This window comes from Enterobacter cloacae complex sp. 342H5, assembly GCF_050030905.1.
Lineage (GTDB): Bacteria > Pseudomonadota > Gammaproteobacteria > Enterobacterales > Enterobacteriaceae > Enterobacter > Enterobacter intestinihominis.
In genome coordinates, this window is the sequence record NZ_JBLGVB010000001.1 from 2,272,212 (window position 1) to 2,297,701 (window position 25,490).

The window sequence follows — 25,490 nt, forward strand, 5'->3', positions numbered from 1 at the left end:
CAATGTCTCTGTTTAAGCTACGCTTTTACTAATGCTCAGCGTCAGGAGACGTCATGAAAGCACCTCTAATTCCCGTGAATGAAACGGAGCGCATGAATGCGCTGCGCGAGTCCGGTCTGCTTGAGATCGACAATTATCCCGCGTTTGATCGTCTCACGCGGCTGGCAACACGCTTTTTCAGGGTGCCGCTGGCGATGATTACGCTGGTGGATGACCACGCTGCGATCGTGAAATCTGCCGACGGCCGGGCACTCGCCAGCCAGCCTCGCGATCTCTCGTTTTGTGGTCATACGATCCTGGGTGACGCGCCGCTGGTGGTGGCTGACACGCTGCTGGACGAACGCTTTGCGGATAATCCGCAGGTGGCGGGAGATCCGGGCGTGCGCTTTTATGCCGGTTTCCCGCTGCGTTTACGTGACGGGGCGTGCGTAGGATCGTTGTGTCTCATTGATTACGCACCGCGTGAGTTTACCGCGGCGGATTCCGCCGTACTGGCCGATCTCAGCGCGCTGGCAGAAGATGAATTTGCAGCCGTTAGCGCCGCCACGACCGATGAACTCACGGGCCTGTTTAACCGACGCGGGTTTAACCAGTTTGCGCAGTTTGCACTGTCGGTTTCGCAGCGTAGGGCAGAACCGTTAACGCTTGGCTGGCTGGATCTGGACCATTTCAAAACCATTAACGATCGCTTCGGGCATCAGGAGGGCGACAAGGCCCTGAAAGCGATGGCCGCCCTGATGCGCTCCTCATTCCGCGAGGCCGACATGCTGGTGCGTTTCGGGGGAGATGAGTTCGCGGTGCTGTTTGCGGATACCGATGAGCCTGGCGCCTGGATCGCCATGCAGTATCTTGTCGAACAAACGGAGAAGTATAACGCGCGTCAGCTGCATCCCTGGTCGTTACAGTTCTCCTGGGGGCTGAGCGAGTTCGATCATCACCGCAACGATATGCAGGCATGGTTAAAACACGCGGATGCGCAAATGTACGCCATGAAGCGGCAACATCACGGCGAAAAATGACATAACGAAATCCTATGTCATCGCTTATTGCGTAACAAAAATGTTAATAGCAAAGTGGAGAGATTCAACCTAAGGACGCGCAATGAACTCTCCCATGCTGATTAAACCTCTCTCCCGACAGGACATCCTCACCCACATTGATGCCCTGAGCGATATCCTCGTCAACTGTGTCAACGGCGGCGCCTCCGTCAGCTTTATGCTGCCTTTTTCTCCCGAGAAAGCCCAAACCTTCTGGCTCGGCGTCGCAGACAGCGTCGGGCGCGACGAGCGTACCGTCCTGGGCTGTTTTGACGCGGAGCAGGGGCTGGTTGGCACGGTCCAGCTGATCACCGACCAGCCGGAAAACCAGCCGCACCGCGCAGATGTCGCGAAACTTCTGGTACATGAGAAGGCGCGCCGTAAAGGTGCGGCAATGGCGCTGATGGAAGCCCTGGAGGCGGTTGCGCGTGAAAAAGCGCTTACGGTGCTGGTGCTTGATACCTCGACCGGCAGCGGCGCGGAGACATTTTATCAGAGAGCGGGCTGGCAAAAGGCGGGGGAGATCCCACGCTACGCCCTGATGCCGAACGGGGACATGACGGCGACCTCGGTGTTCTATAAATTTCTTTGATATTTTTCACCATCGCGTCCTGAGTTGATCCAGACAGGGGTTCTGGTCCTGAAGTTTTGATAAGTTATCACACCAATCTTATCAGGCTGTATGACTAATCATAAAGGACCTCCATTGTGAACACACTCAACCGTCGTGATTTCCCCGGTGCGCGCTACCCTGAACGTATCATCCAGTTTGGCGAAGGTAACTTCCTCCGCGCGTTCGTTGACTGGCAAATCGACCTCTTAAACGAGCATACCGATCTCAATGCAGGTGTGGTGATTGTACGGCCGATCCAGAGTGATTTTCCGCCGTCGCTGAGCACCCAGGATGGTCTGTATACCACGATTATTCGTGGTCTGAATGAGGAGGGGGAAGCGGTAAGCGATGCGCGTCTTATTCGTTCCGTGAATCGTGAAATCAGCGTCTATAGCCAGTACGATGAATTCCTGAAACTCGCCCATAACCCGGAGATGCGGTTTGTCTTCTCCAATACCACGGAGGCGGGGATCGGCTATCACGCGGGCGATAAGTTTGACGATGCGCCAGCTGTCAGCTATCCGGCCAAACTGACGCGTCTGCTGTTCGAACGCTTTACCCACTTTAACGGGGCTGCGGATAAAGGCTGGATCATCATTCCTTGTGAGCTTATCGACTATAACGGCGATGCCCTGCGTGAACTGGTGCTGCGCTATGCACAGGAGTGGGCGCTGCCAGCGGCATTCATTGCGTGGCTGAATAACGCTAACACCTTCTGCTCGACGCTGGTTGACCGCATTGTTACCGGCTATCCGCGTGATGAGGTGGCAGAGCTGGAAGCCGGGCTGGGCTATCACGACAGCTTCCTCGACACGGCAGAACATTTCTACCTGTTTGTTATTCAGGGGCCAAAATCACTTTCAGCTGAATTGCGCCTGGATAAATACCCGCTCAACGTCCTGATTGTTGACGATATCAAGCCTTATAAAGAGCGTAAGGTGGCGATCCTCAACGGCGCACACACGGCGCTGGTTCCGGTCGCTTTTCAGGCCGGGCTGGATACGGTAGGGGAAGCCATGAACGACGGGGAGATTTGCGCGTTCGTAGAGAAGGCTATTTATGAGGAGATTATTCCGGTCCTGGATCTGCCGCGCGATGAGCTGCACTCCTTCGCCAGTGCCGTAACGGGGCGTTTCCGTAATCCGTATATTAAGCATCAGCTGCTGTCGATTGCACTGAACGGGATGACCAAGTACCGCACCCGCATTCTGCCGCAACTGCTGGCAGGGCAGAAGGCGACCGGTGAACTGCCAGCACGTCTGACCTTTGCCCTGGCGGCGCTGATTGCATTTTACCGTGCCGAGCGCAACGGTGAGCGCTATCCGGTGCAGGACGATGCGCACTGGCTTGAACGTTACCAGCAGCTGTGGACGCAACATCACGACAAACAAGTCACTACCCGTGAACTGGTATCGTCGGTGTTAAGCGTGAGCGAGCACTGGGAACAGGATCTCACTCTGGTGAACGGACTGGTAGACCAGGTTGCGCAGGATCTGGATGCAATTTTAAGCAAAGGCATGCGCGAGGCGGTGAAACCGCTCTGCTAATCATAATGCCCGGCGTTTGCCGGGTTTTTTACAGAACAGTATTAGTTACAACATACTATACATCCTTTTTTTAAAAAGCACAGGCAGCACCGTGCGGTCAGGGCTTAACAGGTCAGAAAATGCAATGAACTATTAACATGCTTGCAACCGTGATGAGGATCACGTTTAATAGCCGCGCTCTTTACTTTTCTGAAGCTGATTATGATTGTTCGTCCTCAACAGCACTGGCTGCAACTGATTTTTGTCTGGCATGGTTCGGTACTTCCCAAAATTTATACCCGACTGCTGCTTAACTTCCTGCTTTCCATCGCCGTGATTGTCATGCTGCCGTGGTACACCTCGCTGGGTATCCGCTTTACCGTCGCGCCGTTCAGCATTCTGGGCGTGGCTATCGCCATCTTCCTGGGATTTCGCAATAACGCCTGTTATTCGCGCTACGTTGAGGCGCGTCTGCTTTGGGGGCAGTTGATGATAGCGGCGCGCTCGCTGTTTCGCGAGGTAAAAAACACCTTGCCGGATGATAAACATCTTGGAGAGTTTGTCCGCCTGCAAATCGCGTTTGCTAACTGTCTGCGTATGACACTGCGCAGAGAAACCAATGCCGATCAGCTGTCCCGCTATCTGGCTCCAGACGATTTACGCAAAGTGATGGATGCCAACTCGCCGGCGAACCGTATCCTGCTGATCATGGGGGAGTGGCTGGCCGTGCGGCGGCGCAGCGGGCACCTTTCAGACATCCTGTTTCACAGCCTCAACAACCGCCTGAACGATATGTCCATCGTGCTGGCAGGCTGTGAGCGTATCGCTAATACGCCAGTCCCGTTTGCCTATACGCTGATCCTGCACCGGACGGTGTATTTGTTCTGCATCATGCTGCCGTTTGCGCTGGTTGTTGATCTGCATTACATGACGCCCTTTGTCTCTGCGCTGATTTCCTACACTTTTATCTCACTTGATACGCTGGCGGAAGAGCTGGAAGATCCGTTTGGGACGGAAGATAACGATCTGCCGCTGGACGCCATCTGCAACATGATGGAGCGCGATCTGTTGCAGATGAACGATGAAGAGAACATCCCTGAAAGGCTAATGCCGGATAAGCATTATCAGCTGACCTGACGGGCATTCCACTCGTCGCGGGTGATTTCCCACAGCTCCGAATCCAGCAGGCCGCTGACATAGGCTTTCTTCTCTGTCCTGATGAGTCGCATGCCGCTGCTGTCTGAAATACGTCGGGAGCGGCTGTTGGCCGCCGCTTTCGGCGCGCGTAACACCGCTTTGTTAAGCGTATTGAACCAGTAATCCGTTGCCGCGATACTCGCCTCACGCATATATCCCTGTCCCTGAAATTCCGGCGCGAGCCAGAAGCCCCGGTTGTTGTCTTCGACGTCGTACAGGCAAATTAACCCCATCAGTTCATCAGGCGCTTCGCGACGGCGAATCGTCCAGAACCACGCAATCCCTTTGGCCATGTCGGGCAGTGCAACGTTGTTGACATAATTTTCTGCACCGTTTTCCGGGTAGGGCCAGGGGACTGAAGCCACCATATAGCGGACAATTTCCCAGCGCGGATAGCGTTGCTGGATCTGGACGGCATCGGCGGCAACAAGGGGTTTAAGTAATAAGCGTTCTGTCGTAAGCGTGGGTATCGTCATCCGGTGATCTCCATATTTGAGCGTTATCATTTGTTTGGGTTCTGATATTTCATCAATATCACATTCCAGTTGGTCGTGCTTTTGTTATTCAGATTTATCCATAAAGGAGTATGTAATGCCAAGAAAAGCCAGGCCCGAAGAAGCCGAAACACTCTGGCACGTCCGTAACGAAGCGATGCGCCATGGCTGTAAAATCTGTTACGACGCAGAAGTGATTGCGCGCTGGACGTCAGAAAAGATGCCTGAACATTACCGTACCTCCAGGTCGATTTCGTGTTATAGGCCTGCCCATGCAGGAGCTGAACTGCTCCCAAATGGAGCTACGGTTTACGAAATTCAATAGCTTATTTACAATTGCTTACATAAATACACTTTCTTTACATTAAGTAATGTAAGATATTTTTTTAGCACAAAATGCAAAACTAAATTAAATGGAGATGATTTATGTCGAATATAAGAGCATTAAGCCTTAATGAGATAGCATTAGTAAGTGGCGGCAATGGAAGCGGTAATTATGAAGGTGCCGGTAGTCGTAACACCAGCTCTAAATCTGGTAATTCAAAAGGAAACAATGGCTCTATTTACAAGGGCGTTGACTCATGCGGCGCAGGAATCATCGGTGGTCTAATCGCCGGCTCTCCTGGGGGGCCAGTGGGTATGACCGCTGGGGTAATTGGTGGAGCTATAGCTGGCCAGTGCACAAAAGATAGTTTTTCAGATCGTGGTAGTAAAGATAAAAGTAATAATTACAACGGCCCCGGACGGACAATGCCGTTGGTAAGTAATTTGAGTTGTGTGTGATAATAATTTAAAAGCTCATTATAACTGAATGTTATTCTAGGTGTTTCGATATTTAATGATTATTCGAAGTAGTCATGTTGAGCTATTATTTTTGATAAAGTTAATGTAATCACAAGTATCGGGTTAAGCATGAAACAATTTTTAAATTTCCTAATTTACTTATTTTTTTTCATTATCGCATTTACCCTTTTGAAATACGCTGAAGTTCTTGAGTTTGACGAAGTATCACGGCCAGGGATTATATCAAGGTTTCTTATTGCGTTGATTGTATTAATAGCAGTAACTCGATGGGGCGTTAACTTGATGAATAGGTTTAAAAGTAAATAAAGTACACTCCGATAAAAATTGTTGTGTTGCAGAATGGAATCATTACAAATGTTCACTGAATTTAAAGTGCATGATATCAAAAAATGATTACGATATCATAACCATATTTGTTGATTCTTATAAAAAATATGAATTAATAATAGGTTGAACATGATAATCTTTAGGCATGTCTATCCATTCATTTATAGTAAGAAAAACGTAATTGTTCTTTTTATTGCGTCTGTTATCTCAATAATAATTACGTTATCGCCATCCATAACCCTCCGCTATCTTACTCTCGATGTGTCATTTTTCTTATTGTTTATTGCGGAATTTTCAATTGCATTTTTCTTGTATATTTTTTACTTAAGGAAGTTGGATGGTTTTAAATTACGCCCAAGTAGAGATTTAACTTCAATAAAATTTTCTATTGTTGTGTTGTTTGTCATTTTGCTGGTTCAGTATAATGTTTATCTTTACAGGGATAATTTATATCATTATGGACCTTCCATATTAGTTTTATAGCATTTATAATAGCCACCTTCGTAGTCCCATATTATGAGGAGATTATATACAGGGGCTGTATCTTCGGTGTTTTCCACTCAATTTTTAATAAAAAGTATATTATCCCATGTATATTGACTTCATTGTCTTTTTGTCTGATGCATGGACAGTATTATAACATTTTAGATCAATCCATTCTTTTTTTGGTGTCAATATTGCTATTAATAGTTAGAATAAGAAGCAGAGGGCTTTTTTATCCTATTATAATTCATTCGTGCATGAATGCTTTTGTTTTGTCGTTAAATTTTTGAAGGGTGTTTGGGATATGAATATCTTCAGGGAAGAGGCTTTAAATCATCAAACAGATTCTGATTATGGTGAGATTGTCTTACCTGCGTCATTCGGTTTATCAGTAAGCGCACTCACAACGTTATTCATATTTCTGTGCCTGATACTCTTTATTCTTTATGGTAGCTATACACGTAAGGCTCACCTTTCCGGAATCGTTATGCCCTCATCCGGGCTGGTAAAAATCACTCCTCAATATGCTGGCTACGTAACCAAATTGACCGCCTCAGAAGGTCAACACATTATTGCCGGTGAGACTCTTTATCATATCAGCGGTGAACATTTCAACGAACAGGGGGCAGGTACACTCGCTGCTATAAGACTTTCCCTACAAACTCAGTTTACAATGCTGACTTCTCAACAGACCCTGGAATTGCGTGACAACAGTCAGCAGCAGCATGCCATACAACAGCGAATAGTTTCCCTGAAACCTCAGGTTAAAAGTGCAGAAAAGCGTCTGTCACTTGCCGTGCATCAGGCTGCGCTGGCCGTGTCTGTTATGGAGCGCTATAAGAAACTTGCTGATACGCATTACGTATCAGATATCGAATACCAGCAGAAGCAGATTGACGTTTCAACGTCACAGCAAAACGTTGAGGATCAGCGTCAGGGGCTTCTGCAACTGCACACCGCGATGGAGGCTGCTAAAGACGACCTTGACCATCTCATCGTTCAGGGTGAAAGCCGGAAGGCTGAAATGGACAGGCAGTTGCAGGTTATCAGGCAACAGCAGGACGAACTGGCAGGTAAGGAAAATTTCACGCTGACTTCACCGGTATCCGGAACCGTTGCTGCCGTGCTGGTCAGACAGGGACAGTCTGTCAGGGCATCTGAACCTGTCATGACCCTCATTCCCGACAATGCCCGTTTGCAGATAGAACTCTATGCTACCAGTCAGAATGCTGGCTTTATTCAGGCGGGGCAGCGTGTTGCCCTGCGGTTCTCTGCCTTCCCCTATCAGAAGTTTGGTGTGCAGTACGGGACTATCCGTGAAATAAGCCATACAACGCTGACATCTTCTGATTTACTCTCCGTATCTCCTGTGACCTGGAAGGAGAATGAAGGTCATTACCGCGTCATCGTTGAACCTGAAAATACTTTTATTCTGGCTTATGGGAAACAGGAAGCCCTGCGCCCCGGCATGGTTCTTGAGGGGGATGTCAGCCTGGATACCCGCAATTTGTGGGAGTGGCTGACTGAGCCGCTCTGGAGCCTGAAAGGAAAGCTGTGATGGATACACTCAAATGGACCGGGAGAAAACAGCTTCCTCTCACCCGACAGACAGAGTCAGCGGAATGTGGTCTGGCATGCCTGGTCATGATGGCCTGCTGGCATGGTCTGCAAACAGACTTACCCACACTGCGCGAACGTTTCAGTATCAGCTCACAAGGGATGACCCTGCAGAGACTGACTGAATGTGCGGCCGGTATCGGATTATCCAGCCGGGCAGTTCGGCTGGAGCTTGAGGACCTAAGATCCCTTTCTCTCCCGTGTATTCTCCACTGGAACATGAATCATTTTGTTGTGCTACATAAAGTTCGCGGAAGCAGGCTGGTTATTCATGATCCGGAAAAGGGAAAAGTAACGCTCTCCCTACAGGATGCTGGAAAACATTTCACCGGCGTCGCGCTGGAGCTGATGCCAGCCAGTGATTTTACCGCTCGGGATGAAAGGAAAAAAATCCATCTGCGCCAACTGACAGGTAAAACACCGGGTCTGTTGTCGGCAATGTCGCGAATTATCGTTTTTGCCGTGGCACTCGAAATCCTGACACTGGGAAGCCCGCTTCTCAACCAGCTGGTGATTGATGAAGTCCTGGTGGCTGCCGACCAGAGTTTGTTGACCGTCATTATTATTGCGCTTCTGCTGATGTCACTGACCCAGATGCTGATGTCACTGACCCAGATGCTGCTGTCACTGGCCCGCCAGTGGGCGAGTATTACACTGTCCGTCAATTTTAACATGCAGTGGACAGCACGGGTTTTCCATCATCTGGTCCATCTTCCTCTGGCCTGGTTTGATGCACGCAGTAAGGGGAGTATTAATGCTCGTTTTGAGGCGGTAGATACCATCCAGCAGGCGCTGACTACGCAAGTGCTGGAAGGTATTCTGGATGTGTTGCTCGTGGTGACTGCGCTTTGCATGATGCTGCTGTACAGTCCTGAAATGACATTGATCGCCGTACTTGCAGCCATTTTCTATGGTGTGTTGAGGGCACTGTGGTATCCGTCCCTTCGACAGTCGGCAGAAGATGCCTGGGATGCAGGTGCCAAGGAGTCCGGGCATTTTCTTGAAACACTCAACGGGATCCTCAGCCTGAGAATTAACGGTGTGACGGCACATCGTGAGGCCGCCTGGCTGAATCTCAACGTTGCCCGCAGAAATACGCAGTTGCGTAAGAGCCGTCTGCTGATGTGCTATGACATTGCTCACACTCTTACCGGCAGCGTGGTATCAGCAATCATTTTGTGGAAAGGCGCCGGGGAGGTATTGAATGGTACCTTCACCGTCGGCATGCTGGTTGCTTATTTATCCTATCAGACGCGTTTTTCTTCCAGTATCAGTAGCCTGACTGATAAGTTTTTTTCCTGGCGTATGCTCGATGTTTACAACGAACGACTGGCTGATATTGTACTGACCCCGACAGAAGGCCTTCAGCAACAGCCTTTTCGTGAGCATAACAACGCTTCGCACATTCCTTCTGTATCCCGCAGGGAGATGGATGAATATGCTCATGCTCCTCTAGTACTTGAGCACATCATCTTCAGCCACAAGGGAGGGGAAAATCCGATAATCGGCGGGGTGTCGCTGACACTCAATCCCGGAGAAGTCGTTGCCATTACAGGTAAATCCGGATGCGGGAAAACGACACTGGTGAAGCTTATCCTTGGGATCCACATCCCTGATGAGGGCAGGATCAGGGCATTTGGCATATTGCATACGCATCCGGATTATTTTCAGGTTCGTCAGCGTATCGGTACCGTACTGCAGGATGACCATCTTTTCAAAGGTTCTGTAGCAGATAACATTATTTTTTTCAGTGATGACCGAAATTATGAACGAATGATCCAGTGCGCAAGACTGGCACTTATCGACAGCGATGTTATGGCAATGCCGATGGGGTATCAGACGCTGATTGGTGAAACCGGCGGAGGGCTTTCCGGAGGACAAAAACAACGCATTCTGCTGGCAAGGGCGTTGTACAAGAAACCGGGATTCCTGTTACTGGATGAAGCGACCAGCCACCTTGATGTTGAGAGTGAAATCCGGATAAGCCAGACCTTACGTCAACTGGGGCTTCCTGTTCTGCTGATAGCCCATCGCCCGGAAACCATAGCCTCTGCAGACCGGGTTTTGTATCTGGCAGACGGCTACTTAACGGAGCTGAATCTCCAGCATACAGTCAATAATGGCGAGTCTGTTTGTGAATATACTAATGACGTGATGGCAAAAAATTAACCTTAACGTACATAATTTTCGATATCCAAACTTACCCCTATCTGGAAGATCTATTTGTTGACGCTGCCGAACGTGGCGCAGGGGCGGGTAAAGCGCTTATCGACGCCCTGATCGATGAGGGTAAGCGGGAAGGGTGGTCAAAACTCTACTGGGTAACCCGCATGCACAATCCGGCGCGTAAGCTGTATGACCACTATGGTGAAGCCGACGATTACGTCCGGTACCGAATCACCCCTTAACCGGGTTTGTATCACACTGTATCTGCGTCTGTGATACATACACAGGTATGCAATAAAACCGCATCCGCACACATCCTTTATACAAACGCATGGTGTTATATCTCCGTCAACTGAACTCACCCGGAGATAACATCATGTTTAACAAACTCGCATACTCAGCAGTCGCCCTGACCGTTTCGCTTGGCACCGTGATGTCCTGTCAGGCGGAAGCGATGGGCAAGGATTACGCGTCGGCCTTCAACCAGGTAAAACAGATTAACGCTGGCGATCTTAACGTCGGTTATGTCGATATCGGGCCGAAAGAGGGGCAACCGGTGATCCTGCTGCATGGCTGGCCGTACGACATTCACAGCTACGCTGAAGTGGCCCCCGCGCTGGCCGCGAAAGGGTATCGTGTCATTGTGCCGTCCCTGCGCGGGTACGGCACCACGCGCTTTATTTCTGATAAAACGCCGCGAAACGGCCAGCCTTCGGCAATGGCGAAAGACATCGTCAACCTGATGGACGCCCTGGATATCAAACAGGCGGTGTTTGCCGGTTATGACTGGGGTGCACGTACGGCGGATATCGTTGCGGCGCTCTGGCCGGAACGGGTGAAATCGCTGGTCTCGGTAAGTGGCTACCTGATCAGCAGCCAGGCGATTGGCAAACAGCCTTTACCGCCGAAGGCAGAAGTTCAGTGGTGGTATCAGTTCTATTTCGCCACGCCGCGCGGGGCGGAAGGCTATGCTAAAAATACGCACGATTTTGCCCGGCTGATCTGGTCCCAGGCTTCGCCGGACTGGAAATTCAGCGATGCCACCTTCAATGCCAGCGCCAAATCCCTCGATAACCCGGACCACGTTGCCGTCACGCTCAGTAATTACCGCTGGCGTCTGGGTCTGGAAAAAGGGGAGCCTAAATATGACGCCTATGAACAAAAACTGGCGACGCTGCCGAACATTACGGTGCCGACCATCACCATTGAAGGCGGCAATAACGGGGCGCCACACCCTGCACCTGCGGCCTATGCCGGGAAATTTACCGGAAAATATGAGCACCGTACTTTCGGCGCAACGGTGGGCCACAACCCGCCGCAAGAAGATCCGCAGGACTTTGTTAAAGCCGTTGTCGACGCGGATAAGCTCTGATATGTGCTATTTTCAATCCGTTACCTCTTAATCAGGAGCCTGCGGTGGAGCATATTGATCACATCCTTGTCGTCGATGACGACAGGGATATTCGTGAACTGATTGTCGATTACCTCGTGAAATCCGGCTATCACGCCTCTGGTGCGGCGAACGGAAAAGAGATGCGCATGGTGCTCGACAAACAGCATATCGACCTGGTGGTGCTGGACGTGATGATGCCCGGTGATGATGGCCTGACGGTGTGTCGACAGCTGCGCAGCAGCAGGCATAAGGATCTGCCGATCCTGATGCTCACCGCGCGCAACGAGGACATGGACCGGATCCTGGGGCTGGAGATGGGCGCCGACGATTATGTGGTAAAACCGTTTGTGGCCCGCGAACTGCTGGCGCGTATCAAAACTATCCTGCGCCGTTTTCGTACTATGCCGCCTAATCTTCAGGTGACCGAGGCAGGGCGCCTGGTGGTGTTCGGTGAATGGCAGCTGGATACCGTGGCGCGTCATCTGATTGATAACGAGGGGATGGTTGTGGCGCTCAGCGGGGCGGAATATCGCCTTCTGCGTGTATTTCTCGATCATCCTCAACGGGTGCTGACCCGCGATCAACTGCTGAACCTGACGCAGGGACGTGATGCCGAGCTGTTTGAGCGTTCGATTGATCTCCTGGTGAGCCGCGTGCGACAGCGCCTGAATGAAGATGCCCGCTCGCCAGCCTACATTAAAACCGTTCGCAGCGAAGGCTACGTTTTTACTATGCCGGTGACCATCGTCGAGGCCAATGAATGACGCTGTGGCCCCGCACCTTACTGGCCCGGCTGCTGATCATTGTGCTGCTTGGACTCTTGCTGGCTAACGCGCTCAGCCTGACGCTGGTCATGGTTGAGCGAATGCACAGCGCGCGCACGGTTATGCTGGGCAATCTTGAGAATGACGTGGCGACCAGCGTGGCCATTCTCGACCGGCTTCCGGCCAAAGAGCGGCCAGAGTGGCTGGAACGGCTCGGTCGCGGTAATTATCGTTATATCCTTGGTCCCGGCGAGGCAGGCGCTGCGCCAACGGACAAGCGCTCGCAGGATGCGATTCGCACCCTGAAAGAGACGCTTTCAGTTCAATATCCGCTCCAGTTTACGGCAGTGCCGGGGCGTGTTTCCCACATTCAGGCCCATCTGACGCTCCGCGACGGCGCACCGCTCACTATCGATCTGATCCCGCGCATGCCGCCAGTCGCCAGCTGGTTACCCGTGGTGCTGGTTCTTCAGTTGTTACTTGTCGCGCTCTGCTCCTGGATTGCCGTGCGCCAGGTTGTCCGGCCTTTCCTGCAATTCACGCGCGCGGTTGATTCCCTCGATCCTGCGGCCCATTCTCCTATGACTGAAAAAGGTCCGGTTGAGGTGCGACAGGCGGCGCAGGCTTTTAATGAGATGCAGTCGCGGATACAAACTTATCTGCGTGAACGCGCGCAGATTCTGGCGTCCATTTCTCACGATCTTCAGACGCCCATCACGCGTATGAAGCTACGGGTCGAAATGGCGGATCAGCCCGAACTCCACGATAAGTTGTTGAGCGACCTGGATAATATGTCGCGCCTGGTACGAGAAGGTATTGCCTATGCCCGGTCATCAGAATCACTGAAAGAGACCACGCTTAAGCTGGAGCTGAACGCGTGGGTTAACAGCATCGCCAGTGATTATCAGGACATTGGTAAAAACGTGCAGTTTCATGCTCGCAGTACACGTCTGCCGATCGTCACCCGCCCCCAGGCATTGCGCCGGGTAATGACCAATCTGCTGGATAATGCGCTCAAGTTTGGCCATAGCGCGGTAATAGAGATTGATGAAGATGAAAGGCAGGTAGCGATCCGCATTATGGATAACGGCCCCGGCATCCCGGAGGCAGAACTGGGGGCGGTGTTACAGCCGTTCTACCGGGTTGAAACGTCGCGCAACCGCGAAACGGGCGGCACCGGGTTAGGCCTCGCCATTGCCGCGCAGCTCACCGCCCAGCTTGACGGGAAATTGCATCTTGCAAACCGGGCAGAGGGCGGGCTGGCCGTAAGCGTGACTCTTCCGCGCGTTTAATTGTACGCCTGTGTATCTGCGCGCCGTGCGGATACGAAGGCAGACAAAATTCAGTTTTTTGCACACGGCCTGAACACATTCGCAGGGTGAAATGACCTCACTGCACCTTCGCAGCAACTGTATCGTGAGGTCGTTATGTTTCTGATAATCGCTTTTTTAGGCGGCATGATTAGCCTGCTCAGTCCGTGCACGCTTCCCGTTATTCCTCTGCTGTTCGCCGGCTTTCAGGGGCAGCGCAAACATATTCTGGCGCTTCTGGCGGGAATGATAGTGATGTTCACGTTTGTGGCGATGGTAGTAACGGTTGCCAGTGACTGGATCGCTGACGCCACCGTTATCGGTCGCTGGATTGCGCTGCTGGTACTGAGCATTGCCGCCCTGGCCCTGATCTTCCCGCAGTTCGCTCAGCGCATTGCCAGCCCGGCGGTCAGCGCGGGGAACGTTCTTAACACCCACAGCGTTCAGCGACACGGCATGTTTTCGGCTTTTCTGGCAGGGCTGGCCGTTGGACTTCTGTGGTCCCCCTGTGCAGGACCGATTCTCGGGGCGATCTTCGGCATTAACATTACTGGCCACTCGGCCATCGCAACCGGAGCGCTGTTAGCCGCTTACGGCAGTGGGTGCGCGTTGATGCTGGGGCTGCTTGTCGCGGGGGGCCGTAAGCTGATAACCCCTCTGAGAGCCAAATCCGCATTGATGGAGCGTCTGCGTCAGGGCGCAGGGGTGATGATGTTAGCCGCCGTGGCTTTCAACGCCTCAGGAATGACGTCGGTCCTGAAAGGCGCCAGCGGTATTGCCGACCAGCTGGAAAACGCTCTGTTGAGCTTTGCGCAACCATCCTCCACGCAGGTGAAACTGCAACCGGTCGCTGACGCGATGCCGAGCAGCCAGCTACCGTCATTGAGCGGCGGTACGGGTTGGGTAAACGGTGACCCTGTCACGTCTGAGGCCTTGCGGGGGAGAGTTGTGCTTATCGATTTCTGGACCTGGGACTGTATCAACTGCCAGCATACCCTTCCGCACGTGCGTGACTGGGCGAAGGAATATGAGTCACAAGGTCTGGTGGTGATTGGCGTCCACACCCCGGAATACCCCTGGGAAAAGCCGTTATCATCGGTGAAAAACGCGGTCAATAAATGGCAGCTGCCGTACCGCGTAGTGACGGATAATAACTACAAAATCTGGAGCGCGTTCGGAAATCAGTACTGGCCAGCGCATTACTATTTCGATGCGAAAGGGCAACTGCGTTACAGCGCGTTTGGCGAAGGTAACTACGACAAGCAGGAGGCCGTGATTCAGCAGTTGCTCAAGGAAGCGCGTTCCTGATCCGGCTTACGGAACCCGCTGAGCCACCATAAACAGGCGCGGAAAAGCCAGCAGTATCTGCCCGTTCTCCTGGAGCGGATACTGCTCTTCCAGCAGCTCAAGGTAGCGTTTCAGATAGTTTTTCTGCTCGCTTTCGTTGAGTTCCTGTAACCACGGCCGTAACCCCGTCGCGCTGACCCAGTCAATAATCGCCTGATGAGAGCTCATCTGATGGAAGTAGATGGTGCGCCAGATATCAACGTCACATCCCGCTTCCGTCAGAATATCGTAGTAGGCATGGATACCCGGCAATGGCTCGCGGCCACGATCGGGGTAGCCCTGTTCCCAGGCAACTTCACGCATCAGGGCGTGCGTCGGCTCAAGCCAGTTGTCAGGCATTTGCACCGCCAGCACGCCGTTTAACTGGAGCAGTGAAACCAGGTGTGGCAGAAGGTGGTAATGGTCCGGGATCCATTGCAGTGAGGCGTTGGCGAAGATCAGGCTGAGCGGCTGGTCAGGTTTGTAGTGCCGGATATCCGCCTCAACAAAGTGGCAGTCTGGCAGGACCTGTCGGGCTTCCTCCAGCATGGCCGGGGAGTTATCCACGCCGGCGATCTGCGCAGAAGGCCAGCGCTGTTTCAGCAGCGCGGTGCTGTTGCCTGGCCCGCAGCCCAAATCCACGCCAGAGGTTATGTCAGCAAGCGGCACCCGGGCGAGTAACTCAGCGGCGGGACGTGTTCGTTCTGCGCTGTACTGTAGATAAAGAGAGGGATCCCAGTCGGCCATTTTCGCATCTCCATGTTGAGGTGTTCAGCAAGAATAGCACAGGCAAATACCTGCGCCGGGGCAGGTATCTGGCTAATGGTGAGATTATAAAATGCCTTTGAGGGCCAGGTGATAGAGCAGCATGATGGTTTTTCCGTCGACAATCTGCCCATTTTCAATGCCCCGAAGCGCGTCGTCCAGCGTCATTTCCAGTACGTCGATATCTTCTCCCTCTGCTTTAACGCCGCCGCCCGCGCTGGTCCGATCCTGCGGATGATATTCCGCCAGATAGAAGTAGAGTTTCTCGGTAACCGAGCCCGGGCTCATATAGGCCTCAAAAATTTTCTCTACGCGCGTCACCTTATACCCGGTTTCTTCTTCCGCTTCGGCCTTAATCCGGCTTTCCGGGTCAAGGTTATCGAGCAACCCGGCGGCCGCCTCAATGAGATCCTTTTCGTGACCATTTATAAACACCGGGAAACGGAACTGACGCGTTAGAATGACGGTTTTGCTGTCGCGATTATAGAGCAGGATCGTCGCGCCATTCCCCCGGTCATACACTTCACGCTCTTGTCGCTGCCAGTCGCCATCGCTGCGCTGGAGGTCAAAAGTGTATTTTTTCAGGTTATACCAGTTGTCGGACAACGTTTCGCTGTTGATAATGCGTATATCTGCACGTTTTGATTGCATGTTTGGCTCTCCTCTCGTAGAGTAAGCATCATAAACAGCAATATCGTGCAAATACAAGGTATATCGTGCAACAACAGGAATAATTTATGCTCACAAGTCAGCGTAAACAGTTGATTCTGGAAAAACTGGAGGCGGAAGGTCAGGTCCAGTCTACTGCGCTCAGCCTCTTTTTCTCGGTGTCTGAGGACACTATCCGCCGGGATTTACGTGAACTGGCGGCAGAAGGGCGTTTGCAGCGTGTTCACGGCGGCGCACTGCCAGCATCGTCAGCGATTGCGCCTTTTGCCGAGCGTCAGTCCGTTAAAATGGATGCAAAAAAACGCGTGGCACGGCGAGGCGCGCAGCTCATTTCACCGGGGCAGGTGGTGATCATTGATGGCGGGACGACCACCTCCGAACTTATTACGTTCTTACCACCCGATTTACGGATAACCGTGGTGACGCACAGCCCGGGTATCGCTTTGGGGCTGGTCGACCATCCATGCATAGAGGTGATCCTGATTGGTGGTCGTTTGTATAAACACTCCATCGTCACGGTCGGCGCGGCCGCTATTGAAGGCATCAATAATATTCATGCGGATCTGTTCTTCATGGGGGTCACCGGCGTCCATCCTGAGGCCGGGCTGACCACCGGAGATTATGAAGAAGCATGCATCAAACGTGCATTTTCCGGCAGAGCGGCGGAAACGGTGGTATTGGCCTCACCGGAAAAGATCAACACAGCCTCGGCGTTTGTGATTGGCGACGTGTCGCTGGTGAATACGCTGGTTGTTGAAAACACGACGGATGAACGCTGGGTCAACGCTATGAAAGAAAAGGGCGTTGCGGTGATCGCAAGCCAGTAAATATCTGCTTTTTTGCCAGCCTGACCGCGTGGCTGTCAAACAGACAAAGGTTATCCTTCACGCGGATTTCTAGACTAAGGCTTTCATCTGTTTAAGGACAAGCCATGAAAGCGGTCTCCATTCTGACGTGCGGCGCGGACCCAACCGCGCAACGCCTGTCAACGTCTGCCATTCAGCAGGCCATAAATAGCGCTCAACAGAACGATGTCATTGTTATTCCGCAAGGCCGTTTTCTGACCGGAGCACTGTTCCTGAAAAGCGGTGTTTCGCTTCGCCTGGACGCTGGCGCACAGCTCGTTGGAAGCCAGGATCTGGCTGATTATCCGTTGATAAACACCCGGGTGGCGGGCATTGATATGCGCTGGCCGGCAGGCATTATTAATATCATCGATTGTGAAAACGTCAGCATTACCGGTACAGGCACGATAGACGGGCAGGGTGCAATTTGGTGGCAACGCTACTGGGGCGATGACGAGCGCAGCGGCATGGTCGGCGATTACAGCGCAAGAGGATTGCGCTGGGTTGTTGATTATGACTGTCAGCGCCCGCGCAATATTCTGGTCTTTGAAAGCCAGAGTATTCTGCTGCGTGATTTTACCAGTCGGGAGTCCGGATTCTGGAACATGCACCTCTGTTATTCGCGCCATATCGCGGTTGAGGGCGTGCAAATCAGCAATTCTGCGGGGCCGAGCACCGACGGGATTGACGTCGACTCCTGCGAACAGGTGCGGATTGAACGCTGCATTGTGTCCTGCAATGACGACAATATCTGCATCAAATCAGGACGAGGACGCGAAGCGGCGCAAAAAGCTCGTGCCGCGCGGGATATAGTGATTCGAGGATGTACGCTGAATAAGGGATCCGGGATCACACTGGGGAGTGAAACTTCAGGTGGCATTGAACGCGTCCTGATAGAAGATAACGCGTTTAACGGAACGGGCGTCGGGTTTCGCATTAAATCTGCTCGCAACCGGGGTGGATTTATCCGTGATATCACCGTACAAAATCTACGGCTTACGGACGTGCGTTTTCCGGTGCTGATCCAACTGAACTGGTTTCCGCAGTATAGCTATGGCGACCAGAGCAATTTATCTGATAAACCAGAACACTGGCGCAAACTGGCTGAAGGTGTTGAGGGCGAAGCCGGTCTTACTGCGGTCAGCGGACTGACGATTAAAAATATGACGGCGCGTCGATCAGACAGCAAATGCTTTTCGCGGGCATTTTTCATCGAGGGATATCCGGAGCGTCCTGTGGTTGGGTTAACGCTGGAGGGGATTTTGATTGACGCGTCAGAGTTCGGGAAAATTTCTGGTGTGGATGGGCTGCGCTTTAAGGATGTACAGGTGACTGCCGTGGAGATCACGCAAGACCGTAACGACAGTTATGAACGTTGATGGCACAGAACAGAGGGACATGATGCGCGGAATGAGCAGAACAAGGATGGGTCTGAACTGGCTGGATTTACTCCTATTCAATCTAAGTGCGCATAATGTATATTATGTTAAATTCAGTCCGTCGGTCATTTAGTTCATAACCGGCCACAGGATACGATTAATCATACACTTACCTATCCCTCTATCTTCTTCTTGAAGAGACGTTATGTTTAGGAGCTATTTTCTTCAAATATACGAAATGTGCCAGATGTATGTACTTGATCAGTAGATACCACATGGCAGGAAAACGCTTCCGATTAAGAAGCGTTTAATCATAGTGTATGAGATTTATTTAGTCAGGCGCTCAATGAGCTGGCGCTGGTATTCAGGCAAATGGCTGGCACTTACGCCCTGGAAAACCAGAGGTGGTAGCCATGTTATGCCTGCATGTAATGCACTGGCTTTCATTGGTGTGAATACATCGGCAAGCTCGATACCTGTTCTGCCATTTTTTCCGTATGTTGATTCGTCACCGGCAGCAGTAGTAACGATAAGCATTTCTTTACCCTTCCATAAATCAGGACCAACGCTACCCCAGGTATCATTCATATACGCTTTCATCATGGGTGTGATGTTGAACCAGTGAGTTGGAAAGATAAATACTATCCGGTCGTTCTGGCGCGTGATACGCCTCTCCTCATCACCGTTTATCTTGCGTGTATTGAAACCATAGAGCGTTTCAAGGTTACGAACAGTCACTCCCTGTACGCTCTCAGCCGCCTGCTGAAGCCCCTTTATCATCACAGACCGTTCCGGATACGGATGAGACACGATTACAAGCGTCCTTATGGCGCTCTTCTCTTTACTGATGGCACCTTTTAGTGGCATCAGTATGGCCAGCAGGAAAATTGCCAGCATTTTAACCGGGGTACTCATAATGAGTGGTTTCATGCTTGTCTCCAGTTTAGCTGAAATCAAAGTTTTCCGGACACGTTCTCGCCTTAAAGAAAACGTGGAATTACTGAAATAAAAAATCAGGAAGGTAATATTTCAACCGTGGCCGCTCTTGCACGTGTACCTGTCATTGCGGAAACATAGCTGCTGCCGGAGTATTTTTTCTGATAAGCCTGATCGATTTTTCTTTCAAGCTCAGGGTCTGATGGTTTTGCGAACAGCACTTCGAATTTCTGTCCGATAGCCAGAATCCTACCTGCTTGTTGAGACAATGCCGCCTGATACCATTTTGAACTGGTACCACTAAATGCACGGACGAAAAGGCGGTTATCCACCGTCACCTCCCAAATCCATGTTGGCGTCCCGGTCGTTATCATGTCGGGGTGATACGGAGCAATTTTCAGGTCGTCCGCCGCATCAATTTGTGTTAAAAGTTCGGGATTCCAGGACATAATGTTTCCTCTTTTTCCATGCGGATATTTCGGCTTTTGCGGAGTAAAGCAGAAAACTTAAGACATATTTCCTCTGCTTCACAAGTTGCAATCTGTGTTATCTGCAACTGACTGTCGGCGTAGCATTTGACTGCCGATCAGTGCATTTCGATGACGGAATTACCGGCAATCATTTGTATAAGGTATTGTCGGTCCATAACAAAATTGAGCTGGCATGCGTTACCAGCCGTTGCCAGTCTGCTCCAGAGAACCAGTACAGCCTGTATTTTTGTCTGTACGAGCGCATAACCAATACCATTGAGACTGGCCGCGCTGGTCTGAAGTTCTTTTATCATCTTCACACACTCACTGGTCAGGTCTTCATAGCTGAGTGAAAACGTTCGTTTACTATCCATTCTGCACACTCTTAGAGATCATACGTATTTCAAATCTCATCCTCTGAACACCTTATGCTAGGGGAGCAGTATCTGACAGGGGAAAGACACTGTTCTGTAAACACAGGGCGATGTGGTGAGTTATGTAAAAAATATTCTGGGGCTATTTCCTGAAATGCGTTATTAAAATACTCTGCATTATTTGCCCGATCCTCTTAACCTGATACCAAAGCGTATGATTCTGTATACGTAACTGGTAAGTTGACGACGTCCCAAAAACATGACCAATGTGAGACATACAGAATGATTTCAGACAAGTCAGTTGAGAAACTAATCGGCTTGCTTTCCAGGGATATTACCCGGCGCATACCCGGTACCGGCGATTTACCTACAGCTGTCGACGGGCTGGAACTCTTCCGGCGTAACGAACCTGCACCTCCTGTGAGCTGCCTGGTACCGCCGAGTATCGTACTGGTGGCAGAAGGGGCAAAGATCATGTGGGTTGGCGGTGAACCCTATGAATATAATGCTGAAAAATTCCTTATAACCTCACTCGATTTACCGGCCAGTTCGGAAGTGTTACAGGCAACAGCTTCACGGCCCTGTGTTGGAGTATCCTATAAACTTGACCAGCGTGTTTTGATGGAATTAATTGCACAGGGATGCCTGCCGCCTGTCAAAAAACGTGACGCGGGTACAGGTGTAGGTATAGGTACCATGACTGATGTTCTGCTGGAGCCTTTCTGCCGCCTGCTTTCCTTGCTTGACGAGCCTGAAGCCATACCTGTTCTGGGACCGCTGATTCAAAGGGAGATACATTACCGGCTTTTGATGAGCGATCAATCTCAGACAGATTGCAGCAGTAGACGGCCATGGCTACCGTATCGGGAAAGCTATCGACTGGTTAAAAACCAATATAGCATCATCTTTGCGTGTCGAGGAGCTGGCAGCTCGCGTGCAAATGAGTACGCCCTCTTTCCACCAACACTTCAGGCAGCTCGCGGGAATGAGTCCGCTCCGGTATCAGAAATGGCTGCGCCTCAATGAAGCCAGGCGACTGATGCTGACCGATCATTACGATGTCACCACAGCAGCCTATGCTGTCGGTTACGAAAGCCTGTCCCATTTCAGCCGGGAATATACGAGAATGTTCGGGGAATCACCTAAAAGAGATATAACTGTTCTGAGAAAAGCTGCCGGGAAAATATGATATTTAACGAGCTGGTTTTTTTCGTGCACTACCCCGCCCCGGGAAAGCATTATATGTATCATTAGCTTATTAATGAGCTTGCGAAGGCAAATTCCAGTAGTGTTTCGGAACTGAACATTCATTGACATTTCACCCCTGTAAATTGATGTGGATGTTCAACCCTCAGAGGATCAGGCAAATTATTTGTTGTAATTGTGTATTTTTATGTCATCCCTGACAGGTAAATTATTCTCTGTTCACCCTTAAAGGCTTAATTTTATAATGGTGCCAGGGTGTTAATATGAGGCATCAAGGAAAGCTCAACTATCCAGGTTGGCCACAACCAAAGTACATTCAGTTTTCATTCTGAAGCGGAAGCCTGATCCGATTAGAAATATTAACGGGAGTGTAGAAATGGATGAAGATAAAAATCTGACCCGTCGCGATTAGCATCGCGGCTGAAACTCAATTGAATATCTGAGGCTGCGCGTAATTTATTAATTTCAGTTATAAGTGTTATCAGTTTTATGATGTTGCAATCTGATAGCAGCACCATACACTAGTAAATAATCAATATCACATGACGGGTGGGAAAATAAATATCATTAGTTCGTGCTTTATTTGTACACCATAAATTGTTTATCGCTTTCCGTTTTATTTGACGTATCAATTAATTATCAGATTTGAGGTTTTATGAAAACAGTCGGATATGCTGCATTCTCTTCCAGTGCGACATTAGCGCCTTATCAATTTACCCGACGTGAGCTGAAGGAAAATGATATCGCCATCGAAATCCTTTATTGTGGTGTGTGTCATTCTGACCTGCATACGGTGAACGGCGACTGGGGCCCGCAGTCGTATCCGCTGGTACCCGGACATGAAATTGTTGGCGTGGTGAAAGCGACGGGTAGCGGTGTCACTAAATATCAGATTGGCGATAATGTCGCGGTCGGTTGTATGGTCGACAGTTGCATGCAGTGCGACCAGTGTACCCACGGTGAGGAGCAGTTCTGCCGCCAGGGCATGACACCCACTTACGGGGTTCCTGATCGAGTAACCGGCGAAATCACGCAAGGCGGTTATTCAAAGCATATTGTTGTCCGTGAAGAATTTGTGCTCAAAATTCCGGACGGCATGGATCTGTCCCGCACTGCGCCTATCCTTTGCGCTGGTATCACTACCTACTCCCCTTTAAAAACATGGAATGTGAAGTCAGGAAGCCGTGTCGGGGTGATTGGTCTCGGGGGGCTAGGTCATATGGCTGTAAAAATCGCTGTCGCCATGGGGGCTGAAGTTACGGTCATCAGCCGGAGCCGTAATAAAGAAAAAGAGGCGATTACTCTGGGTGCTAAAGGCATTCTTGCCTCCACCGATCAGGCTGAACTTGAAAAAGCAGCCAGTTCTTTTGATGTGATTATCGATACTGCTCCTGTCAAACATGACGTAAATACCTTCACTCCTCTGCTGGATGTCGACGGTACGTTAATCATTGTCGGACAGGTTGGTCCGCTGGAAGAACCCGTAACGGTCCCGCTGATTATGGGACGACGTCGCATTGCAGGATCGTTAATTGGTGGCATTGCCGAAACGCAGGAGCTTCTTAATTTCTGCGCGGCACATGATGTCTATCCGGATTGTGAAATGATCAACATAGAGCACATCAATGATGCTTTCTCCCGTCTTGAAAAAGGGGACATGGCTCATCGCTTTGTCATTGATATGGCTACGTTAAGTGCAGAATAATTCTTCAGCGTGTCTGTAGCGTCGGAAAAGACTTGATCGGAACTGCCTGCCGCACACCTGCACATCCGGCTATCAGGCGTATTTCGGGCATGCGCTCCGGGGACGAAGGATCTTTGTAACGGCCAGGTGGATAAGCCTGGCCTTTCACTGCTTCCCGGGTCAAGCGGTTCTGAGCAGAAATGGCATTATACTGGCGGCTCATATCGCAGCGTTTCAACAATCATGGAGAGCGCAGGCAGCATCTGACGTTCTCCCGGATAGTAAATATAAAAACCCGGTCGTTCTGCCCACCATCCAGGCAGGATCGGCACAAGTTTTCCTGAATCCAGCCATGGCTGGCTGAGTATCTCCGGTAAAAAGGCAATGCCGTAACCCGCCAGCGCTGCATCCATCGCAGCATAATATGAATTAAAGATCAGATGGCCCGCAGGCCGTAAAATCTGCCCCGTTTCATTTTCCTTCACTATCCATGGCGTTGTGCTTCCCCCTGGCGTAAAGCGGGTACTAATACAGGAATACTGGCCTAAATCACCGGGTATAAGCGGTAGCCCTTTCTCCTGAACATAACCGGGAGAGGCAACTGCTGAATAACGTAAGTCCGGGCTGATGCGCACAGAGGCCATATTTTTGCCAAGCGAATCACCGTCCCTGATACCGGCATCAAATCTCTCCGTAATTATATCGGTCAGTGCTGCATCCAGAGAGAGCTCAAGCCTGACGTCCGGATAATGGCGTAGCGTTTCGCTGAGGCGTGGCCATACAAAAGTCTTATAGGCAAAATCAGAGACCGTCATTCTTACCGTACCCGCAATAGTACTGCTCAAATCCCTGACGGAGGTCAGCTCACGGGCAATCGTATCCAGCCTGGGGGAAACGCGTTCCAGCAATCTTTTACCCGCCTCGGTCGGGGAAACGCTGCGTGTGGTACGAATCAAAAGACGCAGCCCGATCCGCTCTTCCAGATTGCGGATGGCATGGCTTAATGCTGATTGCGAAACGCCGAGCTCTGCGGCCGCTCTGGTAAAGCTTCTGTGCCGGGCAATGGTAATAAATGCAGTTAGATCCCGGAATATTTCGCCTGACATGCTTCGTCACCTGTTCTCTGGAAAAAATCTGTTTAACAACATGTACTGATTATTCGCTGCTCTGGTTTAAGTGACTGGCAGCGATATCCGGTTCAGTCATTCACATGAAAGCGTAGTGCCTCCACCATCAGACTCATGGCTCTGGAATGCTGTCGCCGGTTTGGATAATAAAGGTGTAGCCCTGGCCAGAGAGGGCACCAGTCATGGAGTACAGAAATCAGCTCTCCGCTATCAATCAAGGGCTGTACCATATCCAGTGGAAGGTAAGCCAGACCGAAGCCTCGCCTCACTGCTTCCAGTATGTCGTAAACGTTATTACATATTACCGACCCGTTGATTTTGACGCTGAACTCGCGGTTATCCTCAACAAATTCCCAGTCATACAACCCACCGTAGGTGGACATGCGTAAACGAACCCCGCTGTGCTGGCTCAGTTCGTCCGGATGTTGCGGGATCGGGTAGCGCGTAAAATACTCTGCTGAAGCGACAACCGCATTTTTCACGTCTGCACTGATGCGAACGGAAATCATGTCCTGGGCCAGGTCGGCCCCAAACCGGACGCCAGCATCATACCCCCGGGCAGCAATATCTACGCTTTCATACTCGCTGATAAGCTCAACGGTAATGTCCGGATACTGTCTCAGAAAAGGGGTTAATCGGGGCCACAGAACCGAGCGTATGACGTAGTCAATGGCGGTAATGCGCAGCGTTCCGGTAGGTTTATCGCGTAAGTCATTGAGGGATTCCAGTTCATACGTGATCTGCTCAAACTCCGGTAACAGGCGCTCGACAAGATGCTGGCCCGCCATTGTCATCGCAACGCTTCGTGTGCTGCGTTGGACAAGACGCACTCCCAGCCGTTCCTCAAGTCCGCGTATGCTCACGCTGAGTGCGGGTTGCGTGATGCCCAGCTGAGCCGCTGCACGGGTAAAACTTCCCGTCTGGGCAACTGCAATGAGTGCGATTAATTCACTAAACCCTTCTCGTGCCATCTTTCTC

At 51.0% G+C, this 25,490-nt stretch carries 24 protein-coding genes and 1 pseudogene; 17 read left to right on the forward strand and 8 right to left on the reverse strand.

Going from position 1 to position 25,490, the window contains the following annotated elements; all coding sequences use genetic code 11:
• The first annotated feature begins 53 nt into the window (after positions 1-53).
• The 4 genes from ACQG03_RS10960 (at position 54) to ACQG03_RS10975 (ending at position 4,313) form a co-directional block, all read left to right on the forward strand.
• Positions 54-1,019 (forward strand): sensor domain-containing diguanylate cyclase, encoded by a 966-nt coding sequence (locus ACQG03_RS10960; protein ID WP_022648115.1) that lies wholly within the window; start codon positions 54-56, stop codon positions 1,017-1,019.
• An 82-nt stretch (positions 1,020-1,101) separates the two neighbouring features.
• Entirely contained in the window at positions 1,102-1,629 is a 528-nt protein-coding gene (locus ACQG03_RS10965; RefSeq protein WP_023300102.1) for a GNAT family N-acetyltransferase, read from the forward strand.
• Positions 1,630-1,745: 116 nt separating this feature from the next.
• Positions 1,746-3,197, forward strand: coding sequence for a tagaturonate reductase (locus ACQG03_RS10970; RefSeq protein WP_045308111.1), 1,452 nt, complete (start codon positions 1,746-1,748; stop codon positions 3,195-3,197).
• 201 nt (positions 3,198-3,398) lie between these two features.
• Positions 3,399-4,313: a bestrophin family protein gene (locus ACQG03_RS10975; protein ID WP_003857155.1), complete on the forward strand. Its 915-nt coding sequence runs from the start codon at positions 3,399-3,401 to the stop codon at positions 4,311-4,313.
• On the opposite strand, the gene ACQG03_RS10980 is transcribed toward ACQG03_RS10975, so the two are convergent.
• Positions 4,301-4,849, reverse strand: coding sequence for a GNAT family N-acetyltransferase (locus ACQG03_RS10980; protein ID WP_023300104.1), 549 nt, complete (start codon positions 4,847-4,849; stop codon positions 4,301-4,303). The genes ACQG03_RS10975 and ACQG03_RS10980 overlap by 13 nt on opposite strands.
• A gap of 444 nt (positions 4,850-5,293) precedes the next feature.
• Here ACQG03_RS10980 and ACQG03_RS10985 point away from each other — a divergent pair, with 444 nt between their 5' ends.
• The 9 genes from ACQG03_RS10985 (at position 5,294) to ACQG03_RS11025 (ending at position 15,039) form a co-directional block, all read left to right on the forward strand.
• Positions 5,294-5,650 (forward strand): hypothetical protein, encoded by a 357-nt coding sequence (locus tag ACQG03_RS10985; protein WP_400168957.1) that lies wholly within the window; start codon positions 5,294-5,296, stop codon positions 5,648-5,650.
• 875 nt (positions 5,651-6,525) lie between these two features.
• Positions 6,526-6,771 (forward strand): CPBP family intramembrane glutamic endopeptidase, encoded by a 246-nt coding sequence (locus tag ACQG03_RS10990; RefSeq protein ID WP_071967683.1) that lies wholly within the window; start codon positions 6,526-6,528, stop codon positions 6,769-6,771.
• 14 nt (positions 6,772-6,785) lie between these two features.
• Positions 6,786-8,039, forward strand: a complete 1,254-nt coding sequence (locus ACQG03_RS10995) for an HlyD family secretion protein (protein ID WP_032624257.1) — start codon at positions 6,786-6,788, stop codon at positions 8,037-8,039.
• A complete protein-coding gene (locus ACQG03_RS11000; protein ID WP_063163057.1) occupies positions 8,039-10,267 on the forward strand; it encodes a peptidase domain-containing ABC transporter in 2,229 nt (742 codons plus the stop codon). The genes ACQG03_RS10995 and ACQG03_RS11000 overlap by 1 nt, the downstream gene beginning before the upstream one ends.
• An 11-nt stretch (positions 10,268-10,278) precedes the next feature.
• Entirely contained in the window at positions 10,279-10,506 is a 228-nt protein-coding gene (locus ACQG03_RS11005) for a GNAT family N-acetyltransferase (protein WP_254909581.1), read from the forward strand.
• Positions 10,507-10,640: 134 nt separating this feature from the next.
• Entirely contained in the window at positions 10,641-11,636 is a 996-nt protein-coding gene (locus ACQG03_RS11010) for an alpha/beta fold hydrolase (protein WP_038416060.1), read from the forward strand.
• Between the two features lie 44 nt (positions 11,637-11,680).
• Positions 11,681-12,421 (forward strand): response regulator, encoded by a 741-nt coding sequence (locus ACQG03_RS11015; RefSeq protein ID WP_022648124.1) that lies wholly within the window; start codon positions 11,681-11,683, stop codon positions 12,419-12,421.
• Entirely contained in the window at positions 12,418-13,713 is a 1,296-nt protein-coding gene (locus ACQG03_RS11020) for an ATP-binding protein (protein WP_063163056.1), read from the forward strand. The genes ACQG03_RS11015 and ACQG03_RS11020 overlap by 4 nt, the downstream gene beginning before the upstream one ends.
• A gap of 135 nt (positions 13,714-13,848) precedes the next feature.
• Complete coding sequence (locus tag ACQG03_RS11025) at positions 13,849-15,039, forward strand: cytochrome c biogenesis protein/redoxin (protein ID WP_063163055.1); 1,191 nt, start codon at positions 13,849-13,851, stop codon at positions 15,037-15,039.
• 6 nt (positions 15,040-15,045) lie between these two features.
• Here the strand turns inward: ACQG03_RS11025 and tam are convergent, their stop codons facing one another.
• The gene (gene tam / locus ACQG03_RS11030) at positions 15,046-15,804 is read right to left on the reverse strand and encodes a trans-aconitate 2-methyltransferase (protein WP_063163054.1); all 759 of its coding nucleotides are present in this window, start codon (positions 15,802-15,804) and stop codon (positions 15,046-15,048) included.
• An 84-nt stretch (positions 15,805-15,888) separates the two neighbouring features.
• The gene (locus tag ACQG03_RS11035) at positions 15,889-16,473 is read right to left on the reverse strand and encodes an NUDIX domain-containing protein (protein WP_045329825.1); all 585 of its coding nucleotides are present in this window, start codon (positions 16,471-16,473) and stop codon (positions 15,889-15,891) included.
• Positions 16,474-16,559: 86 nt separating this feature from the next.
• Between ACQG03_RS11035 and ACQG03_RS11040 the strand changes: the two genes are divergently transcribed.
• The gene (locus ACQG03_RS11040) at positions 16,560-17,318 is read left to right on the forward strand and encodes a DeoR/GlpR family DNA-binding transcription regulator (protein WP_063163053.1); all 759 of its coding nucleotides are present in this window, start codon (positions 16,560-16,562) and stop codon (positions 17,316-17,318) included.
• Between the two features lie 104 nt (positions 17,319-17,422).
• Positions 17,423-18,715 carry a glycoside hydrolase family 28 protein gene (locus ACQG03_RS11045; protein ID WP_063163052.1) on the forward strand — a complete coding sequence of 431 codons (1,293 nt, stop codon included), beginning with the start codon at positions 17,423-17,425 and terminating at the stop codon, positions 18,713-18,715.
• A 327-nt stretch (positions 18,716-19,042) separates the two neighbouring features.
• Here the strand turns inward: ACQG03_RS11045 and ACQG03_RS11050 are convergent, their stop codons facing one another.
• The 3 genes from ACQG03_RS11050 to ACQG03_RS11060 all read right to left on the reverse strand — a co-directional run bounded on the left by ACQG03_RS11050 (position 19,043) and on the right by ACQG03_RS11060 (position 20,495).
• Entirely contained in the window at positions 19,043-19,582 is a 540-nt protein-coding gene (locus ACQG03_RS11050; protein WP_237765592.1) for an NAD(P)H-dependent oxidoreductase, read from the reverse strand.
• 146 nt (positions 19,583-19,728) lie between these two features.
• Positions 19,729-20,100, reverse strand: a complete 372-nt coding sequence (locus tag ACQG03_RS11055; protein ID WP_063163051.1) for a DUF2255 family protein — start codon at positions 20,098-20,100, stop codon at positions 19,729-19,731.
• A gap of 137 nt (positions 20,101-20,237) precedes the next feature.
• Positions 20,238-20,495, reverse strand: coding sequence for a hypothetical protein (locus tag ACQG03_RS11060; protein ID WP_063163050.1), 258 nt, complete (start codon positions 20,493-20,495; stop codon positions 20,238-20,240).
• A 282-nt stretch (positions 20,496-20,777) separates the two neighbouring features.
• On the opposite strand from ACQG03_RS11060, the pseudogene ACQG03_RS11065 reads away from it, so the two are divergent.
• Together ACQG03_RS11065 and ACQG03_RS11070 are read left to right on the forward strand one after the other, a co-directional pair.
• Positions 20,778-21,684, forward strand: a pseudogene (locus tag ACQG03_RS11065) (AraC family transcriptional regulator).
• 672 nt (positions 21,685-22,356) lie between these two features.
• Positions 22,357-23,406 (forward strand): NAD(P)-dependent alcohol dehydrogenase, encoded by a 1,050-nt coding sequence (locus tag ACQG03_RS11070; RefSeq protein WP_022648132.1) that lies wholly within the window; start codon positions 22,357-22,359, stop codon positions 23,404-23,406.
• 185 nt (positions 23,407-23,591) lie between these two features.
• Here ACQG03_RS11070 and ACQG03_RS11075 read toward each other — a convergent pair whose 3' ends face one another.
• Entirely contained in the window at positions 23,592-24,491 is a 900-nt protein-coding gene (locus tag ACQG03_RS11075) for a LysR family transcriptional regulator (RefSeq protein WP_063163049.1), read from the reverse strand.
• Positions 24,492-24,583: 92 nt separating this feature from the next.
• Positions 24,584-25,483 carry a LysR family transcriptional regulator gene (locus ACQG03_RS11080; RefSeq protein ID WP_063163048.1) on the reverse strand — a complete coding sequence of 300 codons (900 nt, stop codon included), beginning with the start codon at positions 25,481-25,483 and terminating at the stop codon, positions 24,584-24,586.
• Positions 25,484-25,490 lie beyond the last annotated feature (7 nt).